General features: G+C 72.0%; 22 protein-coding genes and 3 tRNA genes. 6 read left to right on the plus strand and 19 right to left on the minus strand.

Annotation, left to right across the window (positions count from 1 at the left end; translation table 11 throughout):
- Positions 1-42: 42 nt before the first annotated feature.
- From OG456_RS15275 to OG456_RS15300, 6 genes are all read right to left on the minus strand, one after another.
- A complete protein-coding gene (locus tag OG456_RS15275; RefSeq protein WP_266561233.1) occupies positions 43-612 on the minus strand; it encodes a TetR/AcrR family transcriptional regulator in 570 nt (189 codons plus the stop codon).
- A gap of 170 nt (positions 613-782) precedes the next feature.
- Positions 783-1,211, minus strand: coding sequence for a MaoC family dehydratase (locus OG456_RS15280; protein ID WP_266561235.1), 429 nt, complete (start codon positions 1,209-1,211; stop codon positions 783-785).
- A gap of 2 nt (positions 1,212-1,213) precedes the next feature.
- Complete coding sequence (locus tag OG456_RS15285) at positions 1,214-1,666, minus strand: MaoC family dehydratase N-terminal domain-containing protein (RefSeq protein WP_116511118.1); 453 nt, start codon at positions 1,664-1,666, stop codon at positions 1,214-1,216.
- Positions 1,667-1,791: 125 nt separating this feature from the next.
- Positions 1,792-1,956 (minus strand): 50S ribosomal protein L33, encoded by a 165-nt coding sequence (gene rpmG / locus OG456_RS15290; protein WP_100594914.1) that lies wholly within the window; start codon positions 1,954-1,956, stop codon positions 1,792-1,794.
- A gap of 87 nt (positions 1,957-2,043) precedes the next feature.
- Positions 2,044-2,116 (minus strand) — tRNA-Met (locus OG456_RS15295).
- 45 nt (positions 2,117-2,161) lie between these two features.
- Positions 2,162-2,234, minus strand: a tRNA-Thr gene (locus OG456_RS15300).
- Positions 2,235-2,520: 286 nt separating this feature from the next.
- On the opposite strand from OG456_RS15300, the gene OG456_RS15305 reads away from it, so the two are divergent.
- A complete protein-coding gene (locus tag OG456_RS15305; RefSeq protein ID WP_266561239.1) occupies positions 2,521-3,780 on the plus strand; it encodes an amidohydrolase family protein in 1,260 nt (419 codons plus the stop codon).
- Positions 3,781-3,890: 110 nt separating this feature from the next.
- Here OG456_RS15305 and OG456_RS15310 read toward each other — a convergent pair whose 3' ends face one another.
- Positions 3,891-4,973, minus strand: a complete 1,083-nt coding sequence (locus tag OG456_RS15310; protein WP_266561240.1) for a hypothetical protein — start codon at positions 4,971-4,973, stop codon at positions 3,891-3,893.
- 76 nt (positions 4,974-5,049) lie between these two features.
- Between OG456_RS15310 and OG456_RS15315 the strand changes: the two genes are divergently transcribed.
- Positions 5,050-5,706, plus strand: coding sequence for an SDR family oxidoreductase (locus OG456_RS15315; RefSeq protein WP_266561242.1), 657 nt, complete (start codon positions 5,050-5,052; stop codon positions 5,704-5,706).
- A 6-nt stretch (positions 5,707-5,712) separates the two neighbouring features.
- On the opposite strand, the gene OG456_RS15320 is transcribed toward OG456_RS15315, so the two are convergent.
- Positions 5,713-5,937 (minus strand): hypothetical protein, encoded by a 225-nt coding sequence (locus tag OG456_RS15320; RefSeq protein WP_266561244.1) that lies wholly within the window; start codon positions 5,935-5,937, stop codon positions 5,713-5,715.
- Positions 5,938-6,063: 126 nt separating this feature from the next.
- On the opposite strand from OG456_RS15320, the gene nadE reads away from it, so the two are divergent.
- Positions 6,064-6,894 (plus strand): ammonia-dependent NAD(+) synthetase, encoded by an 831-nt coding sequence (nadE, locus tag OG456_RS15325; RefSeq protein ID WP_266561246.1) that lies wholly within the window; start codon positions 6,064-6,066, stop codon positions 6,892-6,894.
- A gap of 133 nt (positions 6,895-7,027) precedes the next feature.
- On the opposite strand, the gene OG456_RS15330 is transcribed toward nadE, so the two are convergent.
- A tRNA-Tyr gene (locus OG456_RS15330) sits at positions 7,028-7,109 on the minus strand.
- Between the two features lie 216 nt (positions 7,110-7,325).
- Between OG456_RS15330 and OG456_RS15335 the strand changes: the two genes are divergently transcribed.
- The 3 genes from OG456_RS15335 (at position 7,326) to OG456_RS15345 (ending at position 10,427) form a co-directional block, all read left to right on the plus strand.
- Complete coding sequence (locus tag OG456_RS15335) at positions 7,326-7,814, plus strand: YajQ family cyclic di-GMP-binding protein (protein WP_116511131.1); 489 nt, start codon at positions 7,326-7,328, stop codon at positions 7,812-7,814.
- Between the two features lie 127 nt (positions 7,815-7,941).
- Positions 7,942-8,367 carry a hypothetical protein gene (locus OG456_RS15340; RefSeq protein WP_266561248.1) on the plus strand — a complete coding sequence of 142 codons (426 nt, stop codon included), beginning with the start codon at positions 7,942-7,944 and terminating at the stop codon, positions 8,365-8,367.
- A complete protein-coding gene (locus OG456_RS15345; RefSeq protein WP_266561249.1) occupies positions 8,364-10,427 on the plus strand; it encodes a CHAT domain-containing protein in 2,064 nt (687 codons plus the stop codon). Before OG456_RS15340 ends, OG456_RS15345 begins: the two co-directional genes overlap by 4 nt.
- On the opposite strand, the gene OG456_RS15350 is transcribed toward OG456_RS15345, so the two are convergent.
- The 10 genes from OG456_RS15350 to OG456_RS15395 form a co-directional block, all read right to left on the minus strand.
- Positions 10,315-10,797, minus strand: a complete 483-nt coding sequence (locus tag OG456_RS15350; RefSeq protein WP_266561251.1) for a tetratricopeptide repeat protein — start codon at positions 10,795-10,797, stop codon at positions 10,315-10,317. The two genes, OG456_RS15345 and OG456_RS15350, sit on opposite strands and share 113 nt — an antisense overlap.
- On the minus strand, positions 10,794-13,421 hold the full coding sequence (locus OG456_RS15355) for an Hsp70 family protein (RefSeq protein WP_266561253.1): 2,628 nt from the start codon (positions 13,419-13,421) through the stop codon (positions 10,794-10,796). Before OG456_RS15355 ends, OG456_RS15350 begins: the two co-directional genes overlap by 4 nt.
- 32 nt (positions 13,422-13,453) lie before the next feature.
- The gene (locus OG456_RS15360) at positions 13,454-14,104 is read right to left on the minus strand and encodes a hypothetical protein (protein ID WP_266561255.1); all 651 of its coding nucleotides are present in this window, start codon (positions 14,102-14,104) and stop codon (positions 13,454-13,456) included.
- The gene (locus OG456_RS15365; RefSeq protein WP_266561257.1) at positions 14,088-14,549 is read right to left on the minus strand and encodes a hypothetical protein; all 462 of its coding nucleotides are present in this window, start codon (positions 14,547-14,549) and stop codon (positions 14,088-14,090) included. The genes OG456_RS15360 and OG456_RS15365 overlap by 17 nt, the downstream gene beginning before the upstream one ends.
- Positions 14,546-19,330, minus strand: coding sequence for a hypothetical protein (locus OG456_RS15370; protein WP_266561259.1), 4,785 nt, complete (start codon positions 19,328-19,330; stop codon positions 14,546-14,548). The genes OG456_RS15365 and OG456_RS15370 overlap by 4 nt, the downstream gene beginning before the upstream one ends.
- Positions 19,331-19,333: 3 nt before the next feature.
- Positions 19,334-20,620, minus strand: coding sequence for a serine/threonine-protein kinase (locus OG456_RS15375; RefSeq protein ID WP_266561261.1), 1,287 nt, complete (start codon positions 20,618-20,620; stop codon positions 19,334-19,336).
- On the minus strand, positions 20,598-23,639 hold the full coding sequence (locus OG456_RS15380) for an AAA family ATPase (protein WP_266561263.1): 3,042 nt from the start codon (positions 23,637-23,639) through the stop codon (positions 20,598-20,600). Before OG456_RS15380 ends, OG456_RS15375 begins: the two co-directional genes overlap by 23 nt.
- A gap of 175 nt (positions 23,640-23,814) precedes the next feature.
- Entirely contained in the window at positions 23,815-24,207 is a 393-nt protein-coding gene (locus OG456_RS15385; protein ID WP_266561265.1) for a YccF domain-containing protein, read from the minus strand.
- Entirely contained in the window at positions 24,204-25,067 is an 864-nt protein-coding gene (htpX, locus tag OG456_RS15390) for a zinc metalloprotease HtpX (RefSeq protein WP_266561267.1), read from the minus strand. Before htpX ends, OG456_RS15385 begins: the two co-directional genes overlap by 4 nt.
- Before the next feature lie 174 nt (positions 25,068-25,241).
- Positions 25,242-25,697: an MscL family protein gene (locus tag OG456_RS15395; protein WP_266561269.1), complete on the minus strand. Its 456-nt coding sequence runs from the start codon at positions 25,695-25,697 to the stop codon at positions 25,242-25,244.
- Between the last annotated feature and the right edge of the window lie 7 nt (positions 25,698-25,704).

Genomic DNA, 25,704 nt, shown 5'->3' on the forward strand with positions numbered 1-25,704 from the left:
GACACCCGCCCCTGGCTCCCCGTGCTCAGCCGCCGACTACTGCTAGTGCTCCAGGCGCCCCTTGGCGCGAGCCGAGGGGTACAGCCCTTCCCAGATCCGGTGCTCCGAGGGGAACCCCATGGAGACCAGGACATTGATCAGCATTCCGTAGGCCATGAACGTCGTCGTCGTGTCCACGTCCGCCCCCAGGGGCAGATGCGCCGCCTCCCAGAGCTTCATCCACTCGGCGCGGACCGCCTCGCCGAACTCGTGGTCACCGGCCGCCTCGGCGGCGGCAACCGCGACGTACACCTGCATCTGCATCATGAGCCGCTCGGGATCCCTGGCGATGACGTCGGTGTACGCGTTCGCCATGGCGTCCAGGGCTTCCTCACCCTCCAGCCCTTCGGCGGCCTCGGCGAAGAGCCGCGTCGCATCCTGTACGCAACGGGTCGCCGCCGCGAGGAAGATGGCCTTCTTCCCCGGGAAGAGCCGGAACAGATACGGCTGCGAGACACCCACCCGCTTGGCGATCGCCTCAGTGGAGGTGCCGTAGTAGCCACCCCTCGCGAACTCGCTCATCGCCGCGCGGATGACGCTCTCGCGTCGCTCGTCTGCGCTCATCCTGACCATGCGGCTAAGTTAGTGGTCAATCACTACCTATGTCAAGCGTCACATCTCGACTGCCGCGAAGGCGTACGAGTCGTGCCTACGAGTAGCTGCCTACGAGTGAGTCCTGCCTACGAGTAAGGGGCACCCCGCAATGGAGGGTGCCCCTTACTCAGGTTGCTACGGAGCAGCAGTTACGCCAGCTGCACAACCGCCCGCGACATGCCGAGCACCTTCTGGCCCGCGCTCGTCGCGACGAGGTCGACGCGGACGCGGCCGTCGTCGAGCTTGGCGGCGATCTTGCCGCTGACCTCGATCGTCGCGCCCTTGTCGTCGTTCGGGACGATGACCGGCTTGGTGAAACGCACGCCGTACTCCACGACAGCGGCCGGGTCACCGACCCAGTCGGTCACGACGCGGATCGCCTCGGCCATGGTGAACATGCCGTGGGCGATGACGTCCGGGAGCCCGACCTCGACCGCGAACTTCTCGTTCCAGTGGATCGGGTTGAAGTCCCCGGAGGCGCCCGCGTACTGCACGAGCGTGGCGCGGGTCACGGGGAACGCCTGGGCCGGCAGCTCCGTGCCGATCTCCACGTCCGCGTACTGAATCGTCGTCGTCATGGTCACGCCCCCTCGGCCGCGCGCGACACGAGCTTGGTGTACGCGGTCACGACGTGCTCGCCGGCCTCGTCGTGGACCTCGCCGCGGATGTCCAGGATGTCGTTGCCCGCAAGGGACTTGATCGCCTCGATCGTCGAGGTCACGGTGAGCCGGTCACCGGCGCGCACCGGGCGTGTGTACGCGAACTTCTGGTCGCCGTGCACGACGCGGCTGTAGTCGAGGCCCAGCTGCGGATCCTCGATCACCTGGCCCGCGGCCTTGAACGTGATGGCGAACACAAAGGTCGGCGGAGCGATCACATCGGAGTGGCCGAGCGCCTTGGCCGCCTCCGGATCGACGTAGGCGGGATTGGCGTCCCGCACCGCCTCCGCGAACTCACGGATCTTCTCCCGGCCGACCTCATAGGGGTCGGTGGGCGGGTAGGACCGTCCCACGAAGGACTGGTCGAGCGCCATGGACTCGGCACCTCCTGGATTTGCGCTGTTGCCGGATGTTGCCGGATCTTACGGCCGGCCGCACACGCGATAACGACATGAGGCCGCCCCCTCGGTAAGGGGACGGCCTCATGTACGAGCCTGAGTTAGCGCGTTTCGCGGTGCGCCGTGTGCTGGTTGCAGCGCGGGCAGTGCTTCTTCATCTCAAGACGGTCCGGGTCGTTACGCCGGTTCTTCTTGGTGATGTAGTTCCGCTCCTTGCACTCCACGCAGGCCAGCGTGATCTTCGGGCGGACGTCGGTGGCAGCCACGTGAGTGCTCCTTGGACGGACGGTTGACGGATGAACGCATGAATAGTAGCCGACCGGAGGACCGACCCCACAATCGGCTACTGTGTGTAGCGGTGACCGGACTTGAACCGGTGACACAGCGATTATGAGCCGCTTGCTCTACCGACTGAGCTACACCGCTTTGATGCGATGCCCCTCACCCGAAGGTGAGGGAACTTCACACCAGAGCCCCAATACGGAATCGAACCGTAGACCTTCTCCTTACCATGGAGACGCTCTACCGACTGAGCTATTGGGGCGAGCGATGAAGACATTACACGCTCGCCTGCCGATCGCCCAAATCCGTTTCGCGGCCGCCGCCCAGGGGCAGGACCGCGGCCCTTCCGGAGCCGCAACAGCCGCTCACGGCCGCCTCATCGGCACCGCGCACCACAGCAGTACGACTATTGCGCTCCTCCGCGAAGCGGGCCTGCCGCAGCTCTAGGCTCGACCCGCGCTGCGTGATCTTGTACGCCCTTCCGGCCCGCCCCGGTTCGGGGGCGGCCCCCGCCCACGCGGCCGCCGCCCCCGAACCCCAGGAGCGCGATGCCCGACAGCCAGCCGCAGCACCCCCACTCCCCCGGCAACGACTCCACCGCCGAGAGCACCGCCCTCCTCCTGTGCGGCGCCAGGCTCACGGACGGCCGGACCGTGGACGTGCGGCTAGACAACGGGCGCATCGAGGCCGTCGGCACGGCCGGCAGTCTCGTCGCCCGCTCCAAGCGCGTGGACCTCGCCGGCTACGTCCTGCTCCCCGCCCCCGTCGAACCCCACACCCATGGCGACACGGCGCTGTCCGCGGAGACGGAGGGGCCGGTGTCGTACGACGGGCCCGACGTGCAGCGGCGGGCCGCCGAGGCCGCGCTGCTCCAGCTCGCGCACGGGGCCACCGCGCAGCGCGCGCATGTGCGGATCGGAGATGTGCACGGTCTCGGCCCGATGGAGGCGGTGCTCCAGGCGCGGCGGTCGCTGCGCGGCCTGACCGATCTGCGGACCGTGGCGATGCCCCGGCTCCTGACGGGCCTCGCGGGGGCCGACGGCCTGGCGATGCTGCGGGACGCGGTGAAGATGGGCGCGTCCGTGGTGGGCGGTTGCCCGGATCTCGACCCCGACCCGACCGGCTACGTGGAGACGGTCCTGGAGGTCGCGGCGGAGCACGGCTGCGCGGTGGATCTGCATACGGACGGCGGCGATCCGGCCCGGCTCGGGCGGATCGCGACGATGACCGGAGGGCTGCGTCCCGGCGTCACGATCGGGCCGTGCGGCGGCCTCGGGCGGCTGCCGCGCGAGGTCGCCGCGCGCACCGCCGACCAACTCGCCGCCGCGGGCGTCACGGTGGTCTGCCTGCCGCAGGGCGGCTGCGCGGGCGTCGACCGGCGCGGCACCGCTCCCGTACGGCTCCTGCGGGCGGCCGGGGTGCGGGTCGCCGCGGGCAGCGGGGCGCTGCGCGACATGGCGAACCCGGTGGGCCGCGGCGATCCCCTGGAGGCCGCGTACCTGCTGGCCTCGCGCTACGGGCTGCGCCCCGAGGAGGCGTACGACTGCGTCAGCGGGGCGGCGCGGGCCGCGCTCGGACTGCCCGAGGTGCGGGTGGAGGCGGGCTTCCCCGCGGAGCTCATCGCCGTACGCGGCGATGAGCTCGCGGGTGCCCTCTCGCTGGCGTACAGCCGGATCGTGGTGCATTGGGGGCGGGTGGTGGCGCGCACCAGCGCGGTGCGCGAGTACTGCGACTCGGCGGCGCTCGATCTGCCGCGGCAGGGGCGGGCGGGGAAGCCGCTGGAGGGCGGGGGCGGCGGGCAGCGCTGAACAGACCCGCCCGCGGGGCCCCTTCGGTTTCCTGCCCGCCCCTCTGCCGCTTCAGCTCCTGTCGGCCCGTCCGCCGCCCCCACGCGCGGCATCGGCAAACTGCGGAACCGTCAGAAGCCGCCCATAGCGGCACCCGACATGAACGGGTTGCCGCCGGCGAGCTCGCCGAGAGGGACCTCGGTCGCGCCGGACGGTGCGCTGATGTCGCCCGCCTTGCCGAACTTGAGCACCAGCGGGACCTTCCCGCCCTTCTTTCCGTCGCCGAGGGCCGCGAGGTCGAAGGAGATCTTCGACAGCGCGCCGTTGGTGATCGAGAAGTCGACGGCGACCTTCTTGGCCGGGGCGTCCGCGAGGTCCTTGGCGGTGGGGAATCCGGCGCCGGGCGGCAGCTCGTCCTTCAGGGGGCCGAGCTTGTCGACGAGGTCCGTCAGGAGCTCACGGAAGGACGCCTTGGCGACGATGCGCTCCGTGCCGTCCTCGGTGCCGGCGCTGCGGAGGGTGACATCGTCGGCGATGGCGCCGCGCAGGGCCTTGAGGACCTTCCGCTGAGTCTTCTCGTCGAGGCCGCCGGAGCCCTTGGAATCGTCGGATCCCTTGCCCGAGGTGCTCTTCCTGACGTCCGAGAGGTCCACCTTGACCCACTCGCCTTCGAGGGCCTTCGCGAGCCCCTCCTCGCCCTTCGGCAGGTCCTTCGGCGAGGGGACGGGGAAGCCCATGAGCTCCGACGTCTTCTGCATGTCGAGGCGGAAGTAGACGAAGTCTCCGGCGAGCCGGTACTCGGCCAGGGTGCCGCCCGGGACCGACACCTTCATACCCATACCGACGAAGTCCTTCTCGCCCGAATCGGACAGCGGCTTCTTCGACCGTACGGAGAAGGTGACGTGGGCACCGGCGAAGGTCTTGGCGACCGCCGGCGGCATGGCCTCGTCGCCCTGTCCGCCGGCCAGCTCCATGAGCGCGTCCGGCTTCGCGTCGAGGCCCAACTCGAAGGAGAGAGACTTCTGTTCGCCGAGCCGGTCGGCGGCCTTGTCAATCTTCTGACCTGCCGTCAGGTTCTCGACGGTGCCGCAGGCCGAGGTGGTCGCGAGCAGCAGTGCGGCGCAGCCGGCCGCGGTGAGGGTGGTGGTGCGTATGGCGCTGATGTCTGACTCCCGCAGAGGTCCGATGAGAGACCCGGCGGCCGTCGGCGGCACGGGTCACTGAGGAGACCCGCGAGGCACGCACAAGGTTGCGCGGCGAACAGGGGCGGCCCGGCGTACGGTCGGAAGCATGCGCATTGTCATCGCTGGGGGTCATGGTCAGATCGCGCTGCGGCTCGAGCGTCTGCTCGCCGCACGCGGAGACGAGGTCGCGGGCATCATCCGCCGTGCCGAGCAGGCTGACGACCTGCGGGAGGCCGGGGCCGAGCCCCTTGTGTGCGACCTGGAATCGGCGTCCGTGGAGGAGGTCGCCGGGCTTCTGGAGGGCGCGGACGGGGCGGTGTTCGCGGCCGGCGCGGGGCCCGGCAGCACGGCCGGGCGCAAGGACACGGTGGACCGCGGCGCCGCCGTGCTGTTCGCGGACGCCGCGGAGCGGGCCGGGGTGCGGCGGTACGTCGTGGTGTCGTCGATGGGCGCGGACCCGGCCCATCAGGGGGACGAGATCTTCGACGTGTATCTGCGGGCGAAGGGCGAGGCGGACGCGTACGTACGGGCCCGGACCGGACTCGACTGGACGATCCTGCGTCCCGGGATGCTCACGAACGACGCGGGCACCGGACTCGTACGCCTGGAGGCGTCCACCGGGCGGGGTACGGTGCCGCGGGACGACGTGGCGGCGGTGCTCGCGGAACTGGTGGAGACGCCCGCCACCGCGGGGCTGACGCTGGAGCTGATCTCCGGGTCGACGCCGGTGACGGTGGCGGTCAGGGCGATCGCGGGGAACTGAGCGGGTTCAGAAGAGCGGGAGCTGGCCGGGCGCGACCGGGACCACGTAGCCGTCGAGGGCCGGCTGCGCGGCTCCGAGCTGCGCGGGCCTGCGGGAGCCGGGGCAGGACACGAGCTCGCCCGCGCTGCGGGCCCCGGGCGGGTCGTGGCGGGCGAAGCGGCCGGCCACGACGGCGATGTCGCGGCGGCACTCGGGGCAGTTTCTGCGGCGAGACGCCGACGGTACGGACATGCGATCAGTCTGCGCCACGGGCCTCGTCCACGCCCCGTCCGGACACATCCCGCGCCCCCTGAGCCGCGGGACACCCCCAGTAGGGTGGGCGCGACAGCACCTCATGAACCGGAGCAAGGAGCAGACGTGAGCGAGTCGGCGTCTAACGGCCTGCAGCAGGAGATCGCCAGGGAGCTCCAGGTCGCCGAGACCTTCGAGGCCGGGCGCGAGATCGAACGCCGGGTGGCCTTCCTCACCGAACGGCTGACCTCCACGGGACTGCGCTCGCTCGTGCTCGGCATCAGCGGCGGTGTCGACTCCACCACCGCCGGCCGGCTGTGCCAGCTCGCCGTCGAGCGGGCCCGGGCCGCCGGACACGAGGCGCGCTTCTATGCGATGCGGCTGCCCTACGGGGTCCAGGCCGACGAGCACGACGCCCAGCTCGCGCTCTCCTTCATCCGGGCCGACCACGTGCTGACCGTGGACATCAAGCCCGCCAGCGACGCCGCGCTCGAGGCCTCACTGGCCGCGGACGTGAGCTTCCGCGACGAGGGTCACCAGGACTTCGTGCACGGCAACATCAAGGCCCGGCAGCGCATGGTCGCCCAGTACGCGGTGGCCGGCGCACACAACGGCCTGGTCGTCGGCACGGACCACGCCGCCGAGGCGGTCTCCGGCTTCTTCACCAAGTTCGGCGACGGCGCCGCCGACCTCGTCCCGCTGACCGGCCTGACCAAGCGTCGGGTGCGCGCCGTCGCGGACGCGCTGGGTGCTCCCGCCGAGCTGGTGTGGAAGGTCCCGACGGCCGACCTGGAGACCCTCGACCCGGGCAAGGCCGACGAGGACGCGCTCGGGGTCACGTACGACGATATCGACGACTTCCTGGAGGGCAAGCCAGTGGACGGGCGGGCCTTCGAGACGATCGTCCACCGCTACCGCCTCACCGACCACAAGCGCCAACTCCCCATCGCGCCCTAGAGGGCGCTGCGTGGGGGCGCGGGTACGAGACCGCCTGTCCGACACGGTCTCGTACCCCCGCGCACGGACCCCGGAATACAAAGAACCCCCTTCGAACTGCGGAAACGCAGTTCGAAGGGGGTTCTCCACCATGTGGCGGCGCCAGGATTCGAACCTGGGAAGGCTGAGCCGGCAGATTTACAGTCTGCTCCCTTTGGCCGCTCGGGCACACCGCCATGGGTTTGCTGCTTTGGATCTCCGCTTTGGGGCGGTGCTCCGTGGCAACGACGTAAACGATACCTGATGGACGGGGGTGCTTCGCCACCCGATTGATCGGTACCCGGGGGCGGGGTGGTGGCTAGGCTTTGCGGATGCGGCCCGGGGACCGAGGGCCGTGGATGACGCATTCAGACGCAAGCCGTTTCACCACCCGATACAAGGAGCCACAGGACATGGCCGACTCCAGTTTCGACATCGTCTCGAAGGTCGAGCGGCAGGAGGTCGACAACGCCCTCAACCAGGCCGCCAAGGAGATCTCGCAGCGCTACGACTTCAAGAACGTCGGCGCCTCGATCTCGTGGTCCGGCGAGAAGATCCTGATGGAGGCGAACTCCGAGGACCGCGTCAACGCGATCCTCGACGTCTTCCAGACCAAGCTGGTCAAGCGCGGGATCTCGCTGAAGGCGCTGGACGCGGGAGAGCCCCAGCTCTCCGGCAAGGAGTACAAGATCTTCGCCTCCATCGAGGAGGGCATCTCGCAGGACAACGCCAAGAAGGTCGCCAAGATCATCCGCGACGAGGGCCCCAAGGGCGTCAAGGCGCAGGTCCAGGGCGAGGAGCTGCGGGTCAGCTCGAAGAGCCGCGACGACCTCCAGGCCGTGCAGGCGCTGCTGAAGGGCCAGGACTTCGACTTCGCGCTGCAGTTCGTGAACTACCGGTAGGGACGGCGGGTGACCGTAACTGTCGCTGAAGCAGGGGCAATTGCCCTGACGTGATGGTCTGCCGCCGCTCCCGGTGCGAGGCTGGTGGGACTAGATTCCCGCTGCCCACAGGGCACTGGAGGTTGTTGTGGCGGCAGAACCCACGGTCGGCGCAGGTTCCACCCTCGAACTGGCGTTGCACGGGCCGGATCCGGGGCCCGAACTGGACGCCCTCCACGAGGCGCTGACGGCCGCGGGGGCCGCCAGCGTCGACCAGGTACGACTCACCGCGCCCTCCTCCGACCAGCGGGTCGCCGAGCTGGTCCAGGTCTGCACGCTGCTCGTCGGCGGGGCGGTGGACGTGGTGTCGATCGTCGAGGCCGTACGCGGCTGGCTCGCCGGGCGGCGGGAGGCGGCGGCGCGGCAGCCCGCCCCGGCCGGCGCGGACGACGTGGTCCCGTCCGTCGTCATCACCATCGGCGACCAGCGCCTCGAGATCACGTATCCGTCGGACCGCGCGCAGAGCGATGCCATCGCGCGCTTTCTGGACCTGCACCGGCAGGACGGGCGATGACCACCCTCGACGTACGCACCTCGGCGCACGGCCCGGGGCGCACCCAGTACGCGTACGGGCTGAAGTCCGGTGGCGGGTCCGTGGTGGGGCCGCTGGAGCAGGAACACACCGTCGATGTCAGCCAGGACCTGGTCAAGGACCTGTGCAAGGACATCGACGAGGCGCTCAAGGACGCCCGTGACGACGATCCGACGCTGGGCAGAGTGCTCAGACAGAAGGGAAGGCTCCTCTTCAACTCGCTCTTTCCGCGCGCCGGTTCGGGCGAGATGGTGCGCCAGCTGAAGGAGTCGACGGGATCGCTCCTGGTCAGCACGAACGAGTCCCTGGTGCCGTGGGAGCTGCTGCACGACGGGGAGAGCTTCCTCGGCCTCGTGCACGAGCTCGGCCGCCGGTCCGTCGTCAGCAGACCGGTGGTGGGCGGGCGCGAGTGCACACAGGTGCGGCGGGCGCTGATCGTCGGGGACACCCTGGGGGATCTGCCGTCGGCCCGTGAGGAGGCCGAGCGGATCAGCGCCTGGCTGGAGGGGCACGGCGTCGCGTGCACCGTCCTCATCGGGCGGGACGCGACCCTGGTCCGGGTGATCCAGGAGCTGGCCGAGGACGAGGAGCCGTACGACCTCTTCCACTACTCGGGGCATGTGTCCGGGGCCTCCGGGGCCGCCGGGCTCATGGTGCACAACCGGAAGCTGATCGACATGGACGCCCTCCAGCCCCTGGCCGGGCTCGGGGCGCCCCCCGTCGTCTTCATCAACGGCTGCGCGTCCGCCGACCCCGCGCTCGAACCGGCCTCGCGTGCGCTCGCCGAGGCCTCGCTCACCATGAGCGCCTGCATGTCCTTCATGGTCATGGGGGCCAAGACTGTGGTCGGTACCCGGACACCGGTCGGGGACGCGAGCGCGCTGCGCTTCGCCGAGGCCTTCTACGGCCAGCTCCAGGAGCAGATCACGGCCGGGGCCGCGATGCGGCAGGCGCGGGCCGATCTGGAGCAGCGGGCGGACTGGGCCTGGGCGTCGTTCGTGCTCTACGGGGATCCCGAGGTGCGGATCTCCACCGCGGCCGAGCACGCCCCACCGCCGCCCACCGCGCCGGAGCGGCCCGAGTTCACCCCCGAGGCCGCCGAACTCCTGCGCAGAACGAGGGAGTTCGCCGCCGTGCGCGGTCTGGTCACCTCCGTCGATCTACTGATGGCCCTGCTCGAGGACGAGGCGGTACGGGAACGGGCCGCCGCGCGGATCGGGGCCCAGCGCATGGATCTGCTGGCCAAGGTGCTGCGCGAGATGCAGGGGCAGACACCGCGCGGGAGCGGGACCCACGCCGGGTCGAGCAGCGCGTCGCTCACCGCGGTGAACGGGCACCGGCCGCGGATCGGGCTGTCCGGCACCGTGACCCGGGTCCTCGACGGGGCCGAGGCGCGGGCCCAGGAGGCCGGGCGGGACATCGGCGTCGACGACATCTCCCTGGCGTTCCTCGCGACGGGCGGCGGGAGCTGCGCCGAGCTGTTGCAGCTCATCGGGGTCGCACCCGAGCGGCTGCTGCTGCCGCACTCGGACGCGCCCGCGCAGGGCGACGACGAGCGCGTGGACATCGGGGCGCTCGACCCGCGTGCGGCCGCCGCCGTGCAGTGCGCTCGGCTGCTCGCCTCGGTGCAGCGCAAGAAGATCAGCACGTACATGATGCTGCGCGCGTTCGGGGTCGTCGGGAGTGAGGCGCTGCGCGGGGCGCTCACCGCGCAGGGCGAGGACGGCGCGGCCGCGTTCCGGAAGCTGGCCGGGCTCGGGAATCCCAAGCCGAGGGAGTTCTCCTCGCGGACGTTGTCCAAGGTGCAGGAGGCCTGCCGGGACGCGCAGGAGCCCGTCGACGAGCAGACGCTGCTGATAGCGATGCTCACCGACGAGGACTCCACGGCGCGGACGATGCTGCGGCGCCTGGGGGTGGCGCCGGAGCTGGTCATTCAGTCGTTGCAGGCTCCTTCTCCGGAGGCTTCGGCGGCTCCGACGGCTCCGGATTCTGCGGATTCCGCGGGGGCGTCGAAGACTCCGCGGGCTCCGGACTCTCCGTAACCCGGGAGTCCAGGTGGGCCAGGCCCTTCAGCGCCGTCGCGTCGTTCGGGCGGCGGGTGAGGACCTGGTGCCATTGGTCGCGGGCCTCCTCCGGGTCGTCCAGGAGGAGGCAGGCCAGCGCGAGGGCGCTGCGGGCCTCGGCGTCACCGGGGCACCAGTGGACGACGGCGGCGAAGTGGTCGCGTGCGGTGGCCGTGCGGCCGGATCTGGCCGCCTCGAGACCCGAGTTGAAGAGCTTCGCCGGGTGGGCCCTCAGGCGCGCCCACGCGCGCAGCGGGGTGGCGCAGGACCGGCAGGTCTCCGCCGTCGCGCTGTTGACGGCCCGGCAGCGCGGCAGGGGGCAGGCCAGCCGGCCCGGGTCCGACGTCACCAGTTCCCCCCTGCGGACCGGTTCCCGGGGTTGTCGACCGGGATGCCGACGGCCTCGGCCCGTTCGGTGAGCAGGATCTGGCCGAGCTGACGCAGCCGTGCGACCAGCTTGCCCGCGTCCTGGCCCGCCTGCTCCGGGTTCGTGGCGAGGAGGGGCACGAGCTGCTCCAGCCGGTTCCTGACGTCGGTCAGGTCGCGTTCCTCCGCGGTCCTGCCGGTGGCCACGGCGACGCGGCTCAGTTCCTCCGCCCGCTGGAACCCGAAGCGCAGCAGGCCCTCGGCGCGCTCCTGCGGGGAGAGTTCCCCGCCCGAGGCGGAGCGCAGCAGCCCCCTCAGGTAGGTGAAGTGGCCCTGCAGCTGGGCGATCGCCTCGCCGTACCTGCGCTGGTCACCGGCGGCGTGGGCGCGTTCGCCCTCGGCGCGCTGGGCCTCGATCGCGCGGATCACCTCGGGCGCGTCGAAAGGCTTGTCGCCCGCCGGTCCCGACTCGGAGAGATGGGCGTGCAGCCGCAGGCAGTCGTCGACCAGGGCGTCGAACTCCCGCTTGGGCGGCTGGAGTTCCTGGTCGGCCTCGCCCAGGACGGCCACGATCTCCTCCAGCTCGCGGAACTCGTGCACCGCCGCCGCCACGTCGCCCCGGTCGCGGGCCTCCTCGAAGGCGCGGCGTGCCTTGGTCCACTTGGCGCGGACCACGGTCTGCGGGCCCGTCGCGAGATAGCCGACGTTCTCCTCGAAGCGGTGGTAGAGCTCCTCGACCACGGACGCGTCGGGCATCGGCGGGTCGACCGGCACTTCGAGCAGGGCGTCGAAGGTGGTGTCCTCGCCGATCGAGCCGCGGACGGTGATGGACGCGTCCTCCTGCATGGCCACGTTCATCCGGATCGCCGTTCCCCGCGGCGTCGACGAGGGGACCACGACCTTGATCACCTGGATCGGTACGGCCTGCTGGAACAGCCGCAGTTCGACCTGCTCCCGGCCGGGGTGCCCGAAGTCGAAGTCGGCCTCGAAGGGCAGCTGCTGCATGGCCGGGATCAGCTCGCGGCGGCCGGTGCGCCCGTCGCCCAGGTCCACCTCCAGGAGGACCGACTTGGCCGTGATGGCCGCTCCTCCCCCGCCGCCGCCCGGCCGCGCGCTGTGGGCGAGCGCGCGGCCGGCCGTGGCGACCACGTCGCCCTCGGCGTCGTACACCTCGAAGGTGAGCAGGCTCTCCGCGTCCGGCTGCACCGGGACCTGGGTGAAGGCGAAGGCGCCCTCCTCGGAGAGGTCCGCCTCGTCCTCGAAGCCGGTGGTGGTGAGGTGGACACGGCCGCCGGAGAGGTCGAGGCCGTCGGCGAGCGCCTGGACGGTGCCGCCGACGTGGGTGGCCTCGGAGCCCGTGGCGGCGAAGCCGTGGAACGAGACGCGTACGGTACGGGCCTCGTCGTAGACGGCGAGGCCGCCGACGGCCGCCGCGCGCACCGCGGCGCCCAGCGCGACGGCCGTGTCGGCGTGCTCGACGACCGGCGCCTCGCAGGCCGCGCGGACCTGGCGCTCGGAGCCGGGCGCGGGGTTCGCGCAGAGTTCCTGCGTCACCATCTCCCTGACCAGCGGCATATGGGTCGAGCCGCCCGCCAGGATGATGTGGTCGACGTCGGCGAGTGTGATGCCGGCCCGCTCCCCGGCGCGCCGCAGGGCCTCGTCGCAGTAGGCGAAGGTCCGCTCGATCAACGGGCGGGCGATGTCGTCCAGTTCGGGCCGCTCCAGGAGTGCGTCGATGACGACCGGCCGCTTCTCCTGGTCGGTGAGGCGCCCGGTGTCGCGGAGCATGTAGTCGGGCTGGTCCGTGAGCGCCTTCTTCGCGCCCTCCGCGAGGATCTTCAGCTGGCTGAAGCGGAGCCGGTCCTCGGGGTCGTTCTCGGGGTCGAGGTCGAGGGCGTAGCCGTCCGCCTGGAGCATCTTCTGGAGGTGCCGGGCGAAGGCCTCGTCGATGTCGTCGCCGCCCAGGCGGTTGTTGCCGCTGATGCCGAGCACCTCGAAGGTGCCCTCCGTGCAGCGCAGGACGCTGACGTCGAAGGTGCCGCCGCCGAGGTCGTACACGAGGAAGGTGCCGTTACGGGTGGTGGTGCGCCAGCAGTAGTGGCTGGCGGCGGCGGTCGGCTCGTGGAGCAGGCCGAGGACTTCGAGCCCGGCCTGCTCGGCGGCCTTGCGGGTCGCGTCGATCTGCGGCTGGTCGAAGTAGGCCGGCACGGTCACCACGGCCCGGTCGACGATCCAGCGGACGTCCGGGCTGTCGAACGCCGCCACGTCCGTCTCGATCCGGCGCTTCATCTCGGCCAGGATCGCGGCCGAGACCTGCGCCGGGGTGTACTCCTCGCCGGCCAGGTCGACGGTGGTACGGCTGCCCATCAGGCGTTTCACCGAGGTGACCGGCTCCGGGGTGCTGCCCTTGCGGGCGAACGCCTTGCGGCCCACGACCAGTTCGCCGCCGGCCGGGCTGCGCCAGACGCAGCTGGGCGTCGTGTACGACTTCGAGACCGGATCACGGTGGATCACGATGTCGCTGTCGGAGGGGTTCATCACGGCTACGGCGCTGTTGGTCGTGCCGAGGTCGATGCCTACGGCCTTGCTGACGATCTGCTGGCTCATGTGGGGTGACCGCTCCTTCTTGGCCTGCTCGTTCAGGTGTCCGTGGGTGCAGGTGTCTGTCCCGGCGGCGGCATCTCGGTGTCGGGATCGGGCTTCACCTGGGGATCCGGCTCGGGGGGAGCCTCGGGCTCGGGTTCGGGCTTGGGGGCGGGGGTGGGGGCGGGTGCGGGGGCGCCCATGACGACCTGGGCGAAGCGCACCACGGCGCCGTCGTGGAACACCGCGTACTCGTTCGTCTCGGCCACGACCTCGGCGTCGAACTCCGGGCTCTGCAGCCAGTGCACCGGATCCGCCCAGTCCAGGACCTCGTCGGCGGTCAGGCCCTTCGGGTCACGCACCTCCACGCCGGCGCCGCGCAGCACGTCGAGCATCCGGTCCTTCACGTTCTTCAGCTCACGGTGCCTGAGCTCTTCGTCCACGGCCTCGCGCGGCTCCCCCGCCCTGTTGACCTGTTGCTCCAACGTGCCGATGAGCATGGCCAGTTCGAAGAGCGTGGCGTGCACGCGCGTCGCGGCCGACGCGGAGGCGCCGCGGGCAGCGGCCAGCTCCTCGTGGCGGCGCTGCAGTACGCCGGCCAGCTCGGCCTCCGGCGCGGTGGTCGCGCCGTGGACCTCGGGGACGGGGCGCTCGGCGAAGTTCTCCCAGCCGGGCCGCTCGGCGCCGGGCTCATCCGAAGAGGACATCGCGCACTTCCAGTTCCGGTTCCTCGTCCTGGGCACGGGCTGCCGCAGGGACCGTGAGCAGGGCGTCGTCCGCCCCCGCGACGGGCGCCGCCGCGAGGGCGCGGACGGTGCGGCGCAGCGCCTCCGGCAGGTCGAAGTCCTCGGGCCGCAGGTTCTGGCCCCCGAGGTCCGCCGGGTAGGTGCGGTGAGCGCGGGCGAACGCGTCCCACCGGCGGTCCCGGTAGTCGGTGCCCGGCGGCTCGGTCACCTCGTACCGCAGCCGGGCCCGCGGGTTGCGGATCAGTTCCCGCATCGCCCAGTCGTAGAGGTCGCGGTCCTGGGCGGTGGACGCGGTCTGGATGCCTTCCTCGGCGCGTTCCACGATGTGCGCCTCGGTGGCGTCGACGGGGAGTCCGAGTACGTGGAAGGGGTTGGGCCGACGGTTCGCCGACGGCAGTGTCGTCATGGGCGCAGCCTTCGCAGGAGGTCTTCGATACGGGTGATGTTGTCCCGGGTGGCGGCTTCCGGGGCGATCCGCTCCGCCCGCCGCAACAGGTTGATGGCCGCCTGCAGTTCACCCTCCACGGCGTTCGGGCCGATGCGGACGGAGCGTTCGAGGTTGCTGAGCGCGGCGTTGCTCATGGCCACCGCACGGTTGTTCATCCCGGTGGCCACCGCGCGCAGCGCCTTGGCGGCCTCTTCGCGCATCTTGGGGTCGTCGCCGGCGGCCGCGATGCGCTCCGCGTCGCGCACCGAGCGCTCCGCCTCGTCGAGCCGCTCGGCTTCCAGCAGGACGTAGCCGTGGTTGATCAGGGTGCTGGTGCGGAGCCGGTCGAGGGTCTTCTTGGTCGCGTCGGTCCTCGGGACGCGGTCGAGTTCGGCGAGGGCCTTGGGGTAGCGGCGCGCCTTGATGTGGTCGAGGGCGGCGCTGAACAGCGCGTCCTGGCGGTACTGCTCCAGGAGTTGCGACGCGTTGGTGTTGGCCGGGTTCCACTCCTTGGCCAGTTCGAAGTAGGCGATGGCCTTGCCGGTGTCCCGGTCGAGGAGGCCGCGGTCCACGTAGTGGGCGGCGAGCAACTGGTTCTCGCGCAGGTGCGGGCGTCCCTTCACGGCGCCCTGGGCGAGCAGTTCCGCGTACCGCACGGCCTTGGTCACGACGGTGCGCATGTGGTCCCGGTCGCCCGTCTGGTAGAGGCAGTTCTGCCACTCGTTGTGCCAGGCGACGACGGTGCACAGGACGTTCCTGGGTGCGAAGCCGTGGTCGATGGCGTTCGCCAGGCTGCTGATGCCCTCTTCGTAGTCCTTGTCGATGCCGTCCGGCAGGGCGCGGACCCGCTCGGGTTCGTCGATGCGCTTCTCGGCCGCGCGCACCAGGTCGGTCGACCAGTCGTCGAGCAGGGCGCCCGCGCGGTCCGACACGGCGGCGAAGAGGTCCTCGTCGACGCCCGGCAGCACCCCGGCCAGGGGCCCCTCGGCCAGCAGGGTCCGGGTGACATGGGTGCCCTGGCGCAGGGCGGTCAGGCAGTTCAGATGGAGGCGGGCGTGTTCCTCGCGGTGCTCGGCGAGGGCCCGCGCGCCGTGGCTGTGGTGCAGGGTCAGGAGCTCCTCGGTCAGGGAGGTGCGCAGATACTCGCCGTCGGGGCCGGTCGCCGCGTCGGCGCCGAGGATTCCCGCGTCGTCGGACCTTGAGCGGTCGGCGAACGCCTCCCAGAATCCTGGGTGGCACAGCAGCAGGACCCACAGGACGGTCGCGGTGACCAGGTCCTCGTCGGCGGCTCCGGTGCGGGTCAGCTTCGCCAGGGCCTCTTCGCGGTAGACCACGGCCATCGAGTGCAGTACGGGGATGTCGTTACGGGCGGCCCTGCGCGCGAAGAACCGCGTCAACTCCCGCTCTATGGCGCCCGCCTGGTCCGCCGCGAGCGCCTGCCACACCGGGTGCCCGGCCATCGCGGCCTCCACGGCCGGGAGCCTGCCGGGGCGTTCCCAGGTCTGGGCCGCGTCCGGGAAGAGGTGGCTGAGGAGGGCGTCGGAGCGGTCGCTGCGCTCCAGGTCGGCGCGGTGCCGGTGAGCCGGGTGCTCCCCGGGGAGATGACCGGCGGCCCGGCCCAGGAGTTCCAGGGCCCGTGCGGGGTCGCCGTCCGCCTTGGCGGCCACCGCCCGGTGGCACAGGTACTTCCCGTACTCGGCGGCGGCCGTGTCCGCGTCGGGATCGCTGTTCAGGGCGTGCCGCCACAGCCTGTCGGCGACTTCGTGGTCCCCGACGGCGGCGGCGCACCGGGCGAGGGTGACGGCATCGAAAGGTACGAGACCGTCCGCTTCCGGTGAGTCTTCGGTGAGGCGGTCCGCCAGACGGCGTACGACCTCCGCAAGGGCCTGGGCGCGGCCGTCCCGCCTCCTGGCGCGGGCCACCCTGGCGCAGAGCGCGGGCAGGGTCGCGGCCACGTCGACCAGGCCGGTCAGGTCGTGATCGCGCAGGGCCAGGGTGAGCGCCTCGGCGGCCTTCGCGCGCTGGGCCGGGAGGTGACCGGCCGCCTGGACGACGAGGAGCGGGGCGGGCAGGGCGGGGTTGCCGCCGACGGACGGCAGCTCGGCGGGCGGCTTGCCTTCGAGGGCCTGGGCGAGAAAGGCGACGACCTGTGCGGCGGCGCGATGAGCCTCTTCGATGCCGCCTGCGCCGTCGGCGCCCTCCGCGCCCTCATCCTGCACGTCGCCCTCCGTGCCGCCCTCCTGTACGTCGCCCTCCGTGCCCCCGTCCTGTACGTCGCCGCCCACAGCCCGTAGCAGCCGGACCGCATGCGCCCTGTCACCGGCTTCGAGCGCGGCCGCCGCGAGGGGCAGGGCCAGCAGCGAGTCGTCCCTGACCTCGGCCGCGGCGTCCGTGTCAGCGTCCGTATCCGTATCCGTATCCGTATCCGTATCCGTGGCCTTGGCCGTCTCGTCGTGCGGCCCGGCAAGCGAGGCGGCACGACGGGCCTCGCGCGCCACCACCGGCAGCGGCCAGGCCTCCGCGAGGACACCGAGCGCCCCGGCCAACTCGTTCCGTACAGCGGGTTCTTCGCCCAGCAGGCAGGCCCGCCCCAGAGCCCTGGCGAGCACCTCCACGGCACGCGCGTCGCCCACATCAGCGGCGGTCGGCCCATCGGCCTCCCCCGCCCACCCCACCAGCGCCTCCGCCAGGACGGGCTCCGCCCCGCGCGGCTCCACCAGCAGCTGGCCAACGCCGAGCAGCCAGGCCGTACGGGGGTGGTGGCGGACGATGCGCCACGGTGCGGCGCCCGTACCGTCGGCGGGCCGTGCCGCGCGTTCGGCGAGGAGGCGGGCCGCGCGGGCGAGGCGTCCGGCGTCGGCGGGGACGGGCGGGAGGGCGCCGGGCCCGGTGACCTGCGCGTCGATGAGCCGCGCCGCCGCCCACCCGGCGCGCTGCACGGCCCGGTCGGCGTCCCCGCCGGCCCACAGCGCCGTGGCCTCACGCAGCGCCAGCACGCCGCTTTCGTAGCGGGCCCGGGGTGTCGGCAGGCGGGCGAGGCGCCGCCCGGCGTCGGCCGTGCGGCCGAGGGCCAGTTCGGCGCGGGCGCGGACGAGTTCGGCCTTGCGGCCGCGTACGCCGTCGAGCAGGTCCGCCGCCCGGTCGGGGCGTCCGGCGTTCAGTTCGGCCACGGCGAGGACGACGGTGGCGCGCTCCAGGCCCTGGCCGCGGGCCTGTTCGAGCAGGGAGTGAGCCCGGTCGCGGTCTTCCGGCAGGGCCGACAAGGCGCGCCACAACAGCTGTTCGGGCAGGGGCAGGCGGCCGAAGAGCGAGAGGGCGGTGAGGTGGCCGACCGCGGTCCGGCGGCCGCCGGCGACCTCGACACCGAGGAGGGTGCGCAGGGCCTCCAGGAGTTCCGGGACGGTGGCGCCCTCGGCGCCGAGCGGGTCCCAGGCCAGGTCGACGCCGGGTTCCCGCCCCTCGGCGAGCCTCAGCCGGGCCGTGACGACCGCCGTGAAGGCGTGTGCCGCGCCCTTCATGACCGTACGTTCCTCGTCGGTGGCGCGGTGGCCGGGATCGGCGTCCGCCAGGAGGCAGCCGAGCGGCCAGGCGCGCGCGTCGCCGTCGGCGAGCAGGGCGCGGCAGCGGCGTCCCGCCGCCTCGTGTTCGCCGCACAGCAGCTGGGCCCAGGCCGCGTGATAGCCGAGGTCGGACCGGTCCGGGAACTCGTCGGCGACCATGACGAGGTTCTTGGCGGCCAGGTCGGCGTTGCCTTCGAGGAGCTGGGCGCGGCCCTGGGCGTAGCGGCCCCAGGGACGGCTGTCGCCGCCGTCGCCGATCGTGGCGAGCCGTACGGCCGTCAGCGGGGCCGGGGCTGCGGGGCCCGGGGGGCCGTCGCGGCCGGGGTCCAGTTCGAGCCACTCCAGCATCCGGCACAGGTCGGTCAGTTCGGCGCCGCGCGGCGTGAGGACGGCTTCCCGTCCGCGTACGGCGGTGAGGGCCTCGGCGTACGCGCCGCTGTGCAGGCGGGCGGCGACGAGACCGCGCAGGGCCTCGCCGTCGGTGGGGTCGGCGCTGCAGGCGCGGGTGAAGTGGTCGGCCGCGTCAGCCGCTTCGCGGTGCAGCAGCAGGGCGCCGAGGCCGAGCGTGCGGTCGAGGCCGGCGAGGCGCAGGCCCGCCGCGGACAGTCGCGTGGCGAAGGCGAAGGCCCGCTCCACGCGGCCCGTCTCGTCGGCGAATCCGGCTCCGAGGAGGCGCCCCACCACCTGGTGCACTTCGGGCGGCACGGTCGCGTACCGCCTGAAGATGTCCACGTAGATCGCCAGTTGGTCGTCCTGGTCGGCGCCGAGCCTGGCCAGGGCGGTGGCGGCGATGGAGCGGGACTCCTCGTGGACGAACGCGCTGCGGTAGAGCCGCGTGTACAGGGACACCGCGAAGTCCCGGTCACCTGCGCCGGACCGGGCCACGGCGGCGTCGGCGAGCGGGACCCAGCTCTGGTGGAGTCCGATGCGCCCCTCGGCCGCCATGCGCTCGCCGACCTGGGCGAGCCGGTCCAGGTCGGCGGCCTCGACGAGGGGCAGGAATTGCGGGCCGAGGAAGGACCGCTGGAAGGAGGGCCACAGGTCGGCGGTGCGGTCCTGGTATTCCTCGATGCCCGCGAGGACCGCGCGCAGGCTCACGAGGCCGGCGCGCGGATCGGCGTCGGCGAGCGCGCTCGCCCAGGCGTTCTCCAGCCGGCCGCGCCGGGACAGACCTTTCCTCAGGGACCGCTGGGGCTCCACCCCTCACCCCCGGTCCCGCTCGGCGCGGGCCATGCGCCCGAACCGCTCCGCCTGGAAACGGTTGCCGGCCTTGCGGAACGCCTCCTCCGCGCGGCGGGCGAGCCTGGCGCGGTCCGCACCGGACGGCATCAGGGCGCGCCCGCGGACGAGTTCACAGGCGTCGGCCCAGGAGTGGGCGGCCGCCAGGTGATCGCCCGCGGACTCGTGGACCTGCCCCAGTTCGGTCAGCAGGCCCAGGCGTAACGGGTCGGGGACGTGGTTGCGTTCGAGGCCCCTGCGGAGCACGGTCGCGGCGGCCGGGCCCTGCCCGGACGTCCTCAGCCGCCGCCCTTCCGCCAGCTCGGCCTCGCCCGGCTGCCGCACGACGGGCCTCTCCAGGACCACGTCCAGGGCGGCGATCACCTCCTCCGCGCTGCGGAAGCGCTGCGCGGGCCGCAGTTCGAGCAGGCGCATCACGAGGGCGTCCAGGGCGGGCGGGACGAGGTTGTTGTGGACCGAGGGGCGTACGGGCGGCGCATTGCGCTTCTGCTCCTGGAGCCAGTCGCCGTGCGCCGACTCGGGCAGCGCGGGCGGCGGTGTCAGATGCGCGTACGCGTGGCGGCCGGTCAGGCCCTCGTACATCAGGAGCCCCAGCGAGTACAGGTCGGACTCGGGGACGCTGGAGCCGGCCGCGGTCTCCGGCGCCATGTACTGGAGGGTGCCGACCGTGCCCGGGACGTGGCCGAGCTCCAGCATCCGGGCGGCCAGGCCGAAGTCGATGAGCCGGACCCAGTTGTCGCTGCCCAGGAGGACGTTGTCGGGCTTGAGGTCGCGGTGCAGCAGCGGCGGGTCCAGTCGGTGCAGTCCACGCAGGGCCACGCAGATCTGCCGCGCCCACTTGACCAGCAGCGGTGCCGGGACGCGCCCCATCTCGGCGAACTGGCCGGCGAGGGTGGCCCCGGGGACGTACTCCATGGCGAGGAAGGCGCGGCCACCGAGACCCTTGGCGAGGCCGCCGTCGTACACGTGCACGAGATGGCGGCGGGCCTCGGCGTCCGCCATGGTGTCCATCGCCTCGGCGAGCAGCAGCACGTCCTGGAACAGCTCCGCGGCGTTCTCCTCGGTCAGGCCCGAGCGCCGGGAGAGCTTGAGGGCCACGCTGCGCACCGGATGGCCGAGGATGTACTGGTCGGCGCGGAAGACCGCCCCGAAACCGCCGCCTCCGATCCAGCCGCTCAGTGCGTAGCGGCCGTCGACCACCCGGCCTTCGAGCCCGCGCAGGTCGGACTCATCCGGTGCGGCCTGGTTCATCGTGCGCGTCCCCCTCCCCGCTCCCACCGGACTTGGTCAACCCGCCTTCCACAGAGGACAGTTCCACCCCGTCCGCCGGTTCCGGCGACAGGAAGCGCACCCGGGTACGGGAACCACTTCCGGCCCCGTCCCGGCCGGAGAACAGGGCGTCACGCACGCCCGGCGGCGGTGGAGGCACGAAGTCGACGACGATCCGGTCGCAGGCCTGGAACTCCTCCGCCCGCTCCTCGGCCGCCGCGAGAACGGGGTTCTCGACCAGGTCGGAGAGCACCTTGGCCATGATGCGGCCGCCCTCGCGCCCGCCCGCCTCGGAGTTGAGGCGGTGCCCGAGCGCGCCCGCGTACCGCACCAGCTCCTCGGGGACGGTCAGCTCCTTCTCCCGCTTCTCGCGCCAGAAGGCCGCCTGCCGGTCGAGCACCTTGCGGCCGATGGCGGTCATGGCGTCGCCGCCGAGCGGGCGGAAGACGATGACGCGGCGGACGCGGGCCAGGAACTCGGGGGTGAAGACGGGCGTGCCGTCCCGGCTGCGCTCGGACGCGAGCTTGGCGCGTACGGCGGCGGAGATCTCCTCGTCCGAACTGCCCTCGCCGAGGCGCGAGATGATCTCGTGCCCGGCGTTCGTGGTGAGGATGAAGATGGCGCGGTCGCCGTGCGCCTTGACACCCCGCTGGTCGGTGATCCAGCCCTCGTCGAAGAGGTTGAGGAAGGGCCGCAGCACCTCGGGGTGCGCCTTCTCCGCCTCGTCGAGGAGGAACACGCAGTACGGGTCGCTGTTGAGCTCGTTGATGAGCCGCCCGCCGCGCTCGTGCCCCACGTAGCCCGGCGGTGAGCCGAGGATGCCGGACACGCTGTGCGGCTCCGTGAAGTTCTCCATCGGATACGTCTGCAGCCGCTTGGACGCCGAGTAGAGACCGGCGACCCGCTTGGCCAGCTCGGTCTTGCCGACGCCGGTCAGGCCCGCGAAGAGCAGCACCGACGCCGGCCCCGAACTGACCGCGGCCAGGCCCGCCTTGATGCGTCGCAGCTCGTCCGCGACCACCCGGACCGCCTGGTCCTGCCCGACGACCTCCGCGCCGAGCGCCGTCGCGTAGTCGACCCGTTCGCCGCCCGTGCCGGCGATCTGCTCGCGCGGCATCCCGGACAGCTCGGACACCACGTCGGCCACTTCGTCGAGCGTCACGGCGCTGCGCTCGTCGCCGTGCTGTCTGCGCGCGTAGTCGAGGTCCTCGCAGGCGCGGCGCAGGACCTTGACGGCGGACAGCGGCAGCCGCTGGTGCCGGACGAAGTCACCCGCGAGGACCACGGCCCTCGCCACCGCGTGGCGCTCGATCCGGATGCCGGTGAACTCCGTCTCCAGCGCGTCCGCCGCGAGGCGCACCATGGCCCGCGCCGCTTCCCGCTCCGGCTCGGCCATGTCGATACGGCAGGTCAGCTCCTGGAGGACGTGGTCGGCGGCGACCAGATCCTCGTAGTCGTGCTCGGCGAGCACCCCGATGAGATGGATGCTGCGCTCCTTGAGTGCGCGGCGCAGCTCCAGAAGGTGGTCGGCGCCGTGCCGGCCGCGCAGCAGGGGCCCGAGCCCGTCGACGCAGACGACCAGGTCGGTGCGGCCCGCGACCTGACCGATCAGGGCCGTCAGCTGCTCGCCGCTGCTCTCCGCGGCGACGTCCTTGCAGTCGACGCGCAGGAACCGCTTGCGGCGCAGGAACGGGATCTCGCCCGTGGCGGCCCGCCGGGCGAGCTCGCGCAGCAGCGTGGTGGTGCCGATGCCGGGCAGGCCGGTGATCAGTACGTGGTTGTTCTCCGTACGGTGCAGGGCCCGGCACAGTGGCTCGAAGTAGCCGTCCAGGTGGGCGGCCGGGCCGATGGCCCCGGTCCTCGCGAGCCAGGTGAGGTCCTCGGAGGGCGGCAGGAACGCGGGCAGCCGGAAAGGCGCCTCGCGGGGCGCCGTCGAGCGGGTCTCGCCGAGTACGTCGCGCACGCTCTCGCGCAGCCGCTCGATGTCGAGGCGCAGCGGCTCGGCGGCCAGGACGGAGGCGAGGCGCTGCGGCGGGCTGTCCAGGAGGGCCGCGAGCAGGTGCGGGGTGTCGATCTGCTCCGCGTCCCAGCGGGCGGCCGTCGTGCGCGCCGCGTGCAGCAGGTCCCGCAGGGACTCGCCGATCCCGTCGCGGTCGAGGCGCGGGGCGGTCCGGCTCCCCCGCTCGGTGATCCGGAACGCCTGGGTGATGATCTCGACGGCCTTCACCAGGCCTACTTGGAGCGGCAGTTGGAGCCGGAAGAGGCGCTCGGCGGGCCCTTCGGTCTCCGACAGGAGAGCCATCAGACAGTGCGGCGGGAGCAGCCGGTCGTAGCCGAGCTCGGCGGCCCGCTGGGCGGCCAGTTCCAGGACGGCCCAGGCGTCGTTCGTGAACTCCTCGGAGCGCAGCCGGCCCGACGCGTCGTCGTACAGCTCGGGCGGCTCGTCGGCGTGGACCCCGACCTGCCTGCGCAGCGCCTCGGCGGCCAGGGGCAGATCGAGGAGCGGGGTCAGGAAGTCCCGCTCGTCCGCGGAGGGGGCGTCGAGCAGACAGGCCAGCAGCAGCTCCAGGCGGACCTCGGCGCCCACCGCGTCCCGCGTGCACCGGGACTCGAACTCTTCGAAGGCCGCGGCCAGCTCGGGGCTCACATGGTCGCGCGCGCCGTCGAACGCGTAGCCGTTCCCCGGCGGGGCGTAGACGGCGACTGTCTCCAGGAGATGATGCGGGGCCGCGCCCTCGGCGAGCGCGCCCTCGAACGCGGGGAGCACCGCGGGGTCGCGGGCATCGAGCGCCGCGTACAGGATGTCGCCGGGGCGTAAGCGCTCGGTGGCGCGCTCCGCGGCGGACAGCAGGACGGTGGCGGTGCGCTCGTCCCCGAGGGCGTCCGGATCGAGGAAGCCGTCCGTGAAGAGGCGCACGGAACGGCCTTCGGAGCCGCCTTCGGGATCGCCTTCGGGGCTGTTCTCGGGACTGTCCGGACTCTTTGCGGAATCGTGCTGCATCTTCGCGCGCAGGCCACGGCTTCACGACGTTTCGGGCCTGCCTGCCCACCTCCCCCGTGCACCGGCCATGCTTCCACACGGAGTACGCGGGGTCCCTTTGCTACGCAAAAGAGGGGACAACTCTTTGGCCGTACGGCCGAGTTGGTCCCCTCCTGCTACGACGCCAGGCCGGCGCCTACCGCGATACGAACGGCTGGTCCGTGCGGACGATCTCGCGGCCGAGTGGCATCAGGGAGACCGGGATCAGCTTGAAGTTGGCAATGCCCAGGGGGATGCCGATGATCGTGATGCACTGCGCGATGCCCGTCACGATGTGGGCGAGAGCGAGCCACCAGCCGGCCAGGACCAGCCACAACACGTTCCCGACGCAGGACGGGGCGCCCGCGTCCTGGCGCTCGACCGTCGTATAGCCGAACGGCCACAGCGCGTACACGCCGATCCTGAACGCCGCGATGCCGAACGGAATTCCGATGATCGTGATGCACAGGATCAGGCCCGCGAGCAGGTAGCCGAGGAACAGCCAGAAGCCGCTCAGCACTAGCCAAATGATGTTGAGGATTGTCTTCACGGGTGACGACCTGCCATCTGCTCTAGCCGGGCGATGCGCTCCGCCATCGGCGGATGCGTGGAGAACATCTTGGACATGCCCTGCCCGGGACGGAAGGGGTTCGCAATCATCATGTGACTTGCGGTCTCGATCCGTGGCTCCGGGGGGAGCGGCAACTGCTTGGTCCCCGCGTCGAGTTTGCGCAGGGCGCTCGCCAGGGCCAGTGGGTCGCCGGTGAGCTGGGCGCCCGACGCGTCCGCCTCGTACTCCCGGGATCGGCTGATGGCGAGCTGGATGACCGTGGCCGCGATGGGGCCCAGGATCATGATCATCAGCATGCCGAGCAGGCCGGGGCCGTCGTCGTCGTTCGAACGGCCGACGGGGATCAGCCAGGCGAAGTTGACCAGGAACATGATCACCGAGGCGAGCGCGCCGGCGACCGACGAGATCAGGATGTCGCGGTTGTAGACATGGCTCAGCTCGTGCCCGATGACGCCGCGCAGCTCGCGCTCGTCGAGGATCCGGAGGATGCCCTCGGTGCAGCACACCGCGGCGTTGCGCGGATTGCGGCCCGTCGCGAAGGCGTTGGGCGCTTCCGTCGGCGAGATGTACAGGCGGGGCATCGGCTGGCGGGCCTGCGTCGACAGCTCGCGGACCATGCGGTAGAGCGCGGGGGCCTCGAACTCGCTCACGGGGCGCGCGCGCATCGCGCGCAGGGCCAGCTTGTCGCTGTTCCAGTACGCGTACGCGTTCGTCGCGAGGGCGATGCCGAGGCCCACGATCAGCCCCGTACGACCGAAGAAGCTGCCGATGACGATGATGAGGGCCGACAGCCCCCCGAGGAGTACGGCGGTCTTCAGCCCGTTGTGCCGGCGGTGCACGGTACGCCCTCCATGTGGTGCGGCAGGGGAACCCTCTGCTTACTGGTGCTGGGTGCTTCCACAGTCCAGTGGACCCTCCCGTACTGGTCAACGCCAGACGGGGAGGACGAGTTCCCTTGTGCGCGCGGAGGGCGCGTGGGCCGTACGGGTGGGACGGAGCCCCGCCGGCGGGGGTCAGCGCTGTTCGGGGAGCCCGGCGAGCGCGAGGGCCGCGGGGTCGGCCTTGAGCTCGCTGGTGCAGTGGGAGCAGCGGGTGGCGATCGCGGGGATCTGGCTGAAACAGCGCGGGCAGTCGCGCAGGGCGGCCTTGATGTCGACCGGCTTGCCGCGGTCGAGGCGCGCCTGGAACTTCATCATCGGGACGACGACGAGGAAGTAGAGCACCGCCGCCGTGATCACGAAGGCGATCGCCGCGGCGACGAACTTGCCGTACGGGAAGTCCGTGCCGTCGACCTGGAAGTGCGCCTCACTGAAGTCACCGGTCGAGCGCGTGGCGAGGCCGATGAGCGGGGCGATGAACGCCGTGCTGAAGCCCGTGACGACGGCGGTGAAGGCGGAACCGACGGCGAGGCCGATCGCCATGGTCACGATGTTCCCGCGAAGGATGAAGTCCTTGAACCCGCTCAGCACGGCAGTG

Source organism: Streptomyces sp. NBC_01446 (assembly GCF_026340095.1).
Classification (GTDB): Bacteria; Actinomycetota; Actinomycetes; order Streptomycetales; family Streptomycetaceae; genus Streptomyces; species Streptomyces aureus.

Excerpts from the sequence above, each read along its gene's own strand:
- OG456_RS15280 (WP_266561235.1), bottom strand. The coding sequence starts at position 1,211 with ATGACGACGACGATTCAGTACGCGGACGTGGAGATCGGCACGGAGCTG.
- OG456_RS15305 (WP_266561239.1), top strand. The coding sequence starts at position 2,521 with ATGCCCGACAGCCAGCCGCAGCACCCCCACTCCCCCGGCAACGACTCC.
- OG456_RS15320 (WP_266561244.1), bottom strand. The coding sequence starts at position 5,937 with ATGTCCGTACCGTCGGCGTCTCGCCGCAGAAACTGCCCCGAGTGCCGC.
- OG456_RS15355 (WP_266561253.1), bottom strand. The coding sequence starts at position 13,421 with ATGAGCCAGCAGATCGTCAGCAAGGCCGTAGGCATCGACCTCGGCACG.
- OG456_RS15315 (WP_266561242.1), top strand. The coding sequence starts at position 5,050 with ATGCGCATTGTCATCGCTGGGGGTCATGGTCAGATCGCGCTGCGGCTC.
- OG456_RS15285 (WP_116511118.1), bottom strand. The coding sequence starts at position 1,666 with ATGGCGCTCGACCAGTCCTTCGTGGGACGGTCCTACCCGCCCACCGAC.
- OG456_RS15380 (WP_266561263.1), bottom strand. The coding sequence starts at position 23,639 with ATGCAGCACGATTCCGCAAAGAGTCCGGACAGTCCCGAGAACAGCCCC.
- OG456_RS15360 (WP_266561255.1), bottom strand. The coding sequence starts at position 14,104 with ATGTCCTCTTCGGATGAGCCCGGCGCCGAGCGGCCCGGCTGGGAGAAC.
- OG456_RS15335 (WP_116511131.1), top strand. The coding sequence starts at position 7,326 with ATGGCCGACTCCAGTTTCGACATCGTCTCGAAGGTCGAGCGGCAGGAG.
- OG456_RS15345 (WP_266561249.1), top strand. The coding sequence starts at position 8,364 with ATGACCACCCTCGACGTACGCACCTCGGCGCACGGCCCGGGGCGCACC.
- OG456_RS15365 (WP_266561257.1), bottom strand. The coding sequence starts at position 14,549 with ATGACGACACTGCCGTCGGCGAACCGTCGGCCCAACCCCTTCCACGTA.
- OG456_RS15375 (WP_266561261.1), bottom strand. The coding sequence starts at position 20,620 with ATGAACCAGGCCGCACCGGATGAGTCCGACCTGCGCGGGCTCGAAGGC.
- OG456_RS15275 (WP_266561233.1), bottom strand. The coding sequence starts at position 612 with ATGGTCAGGATGAGCGCAGACGAGCGACGCGAGAGCGTCATCCGCGCG.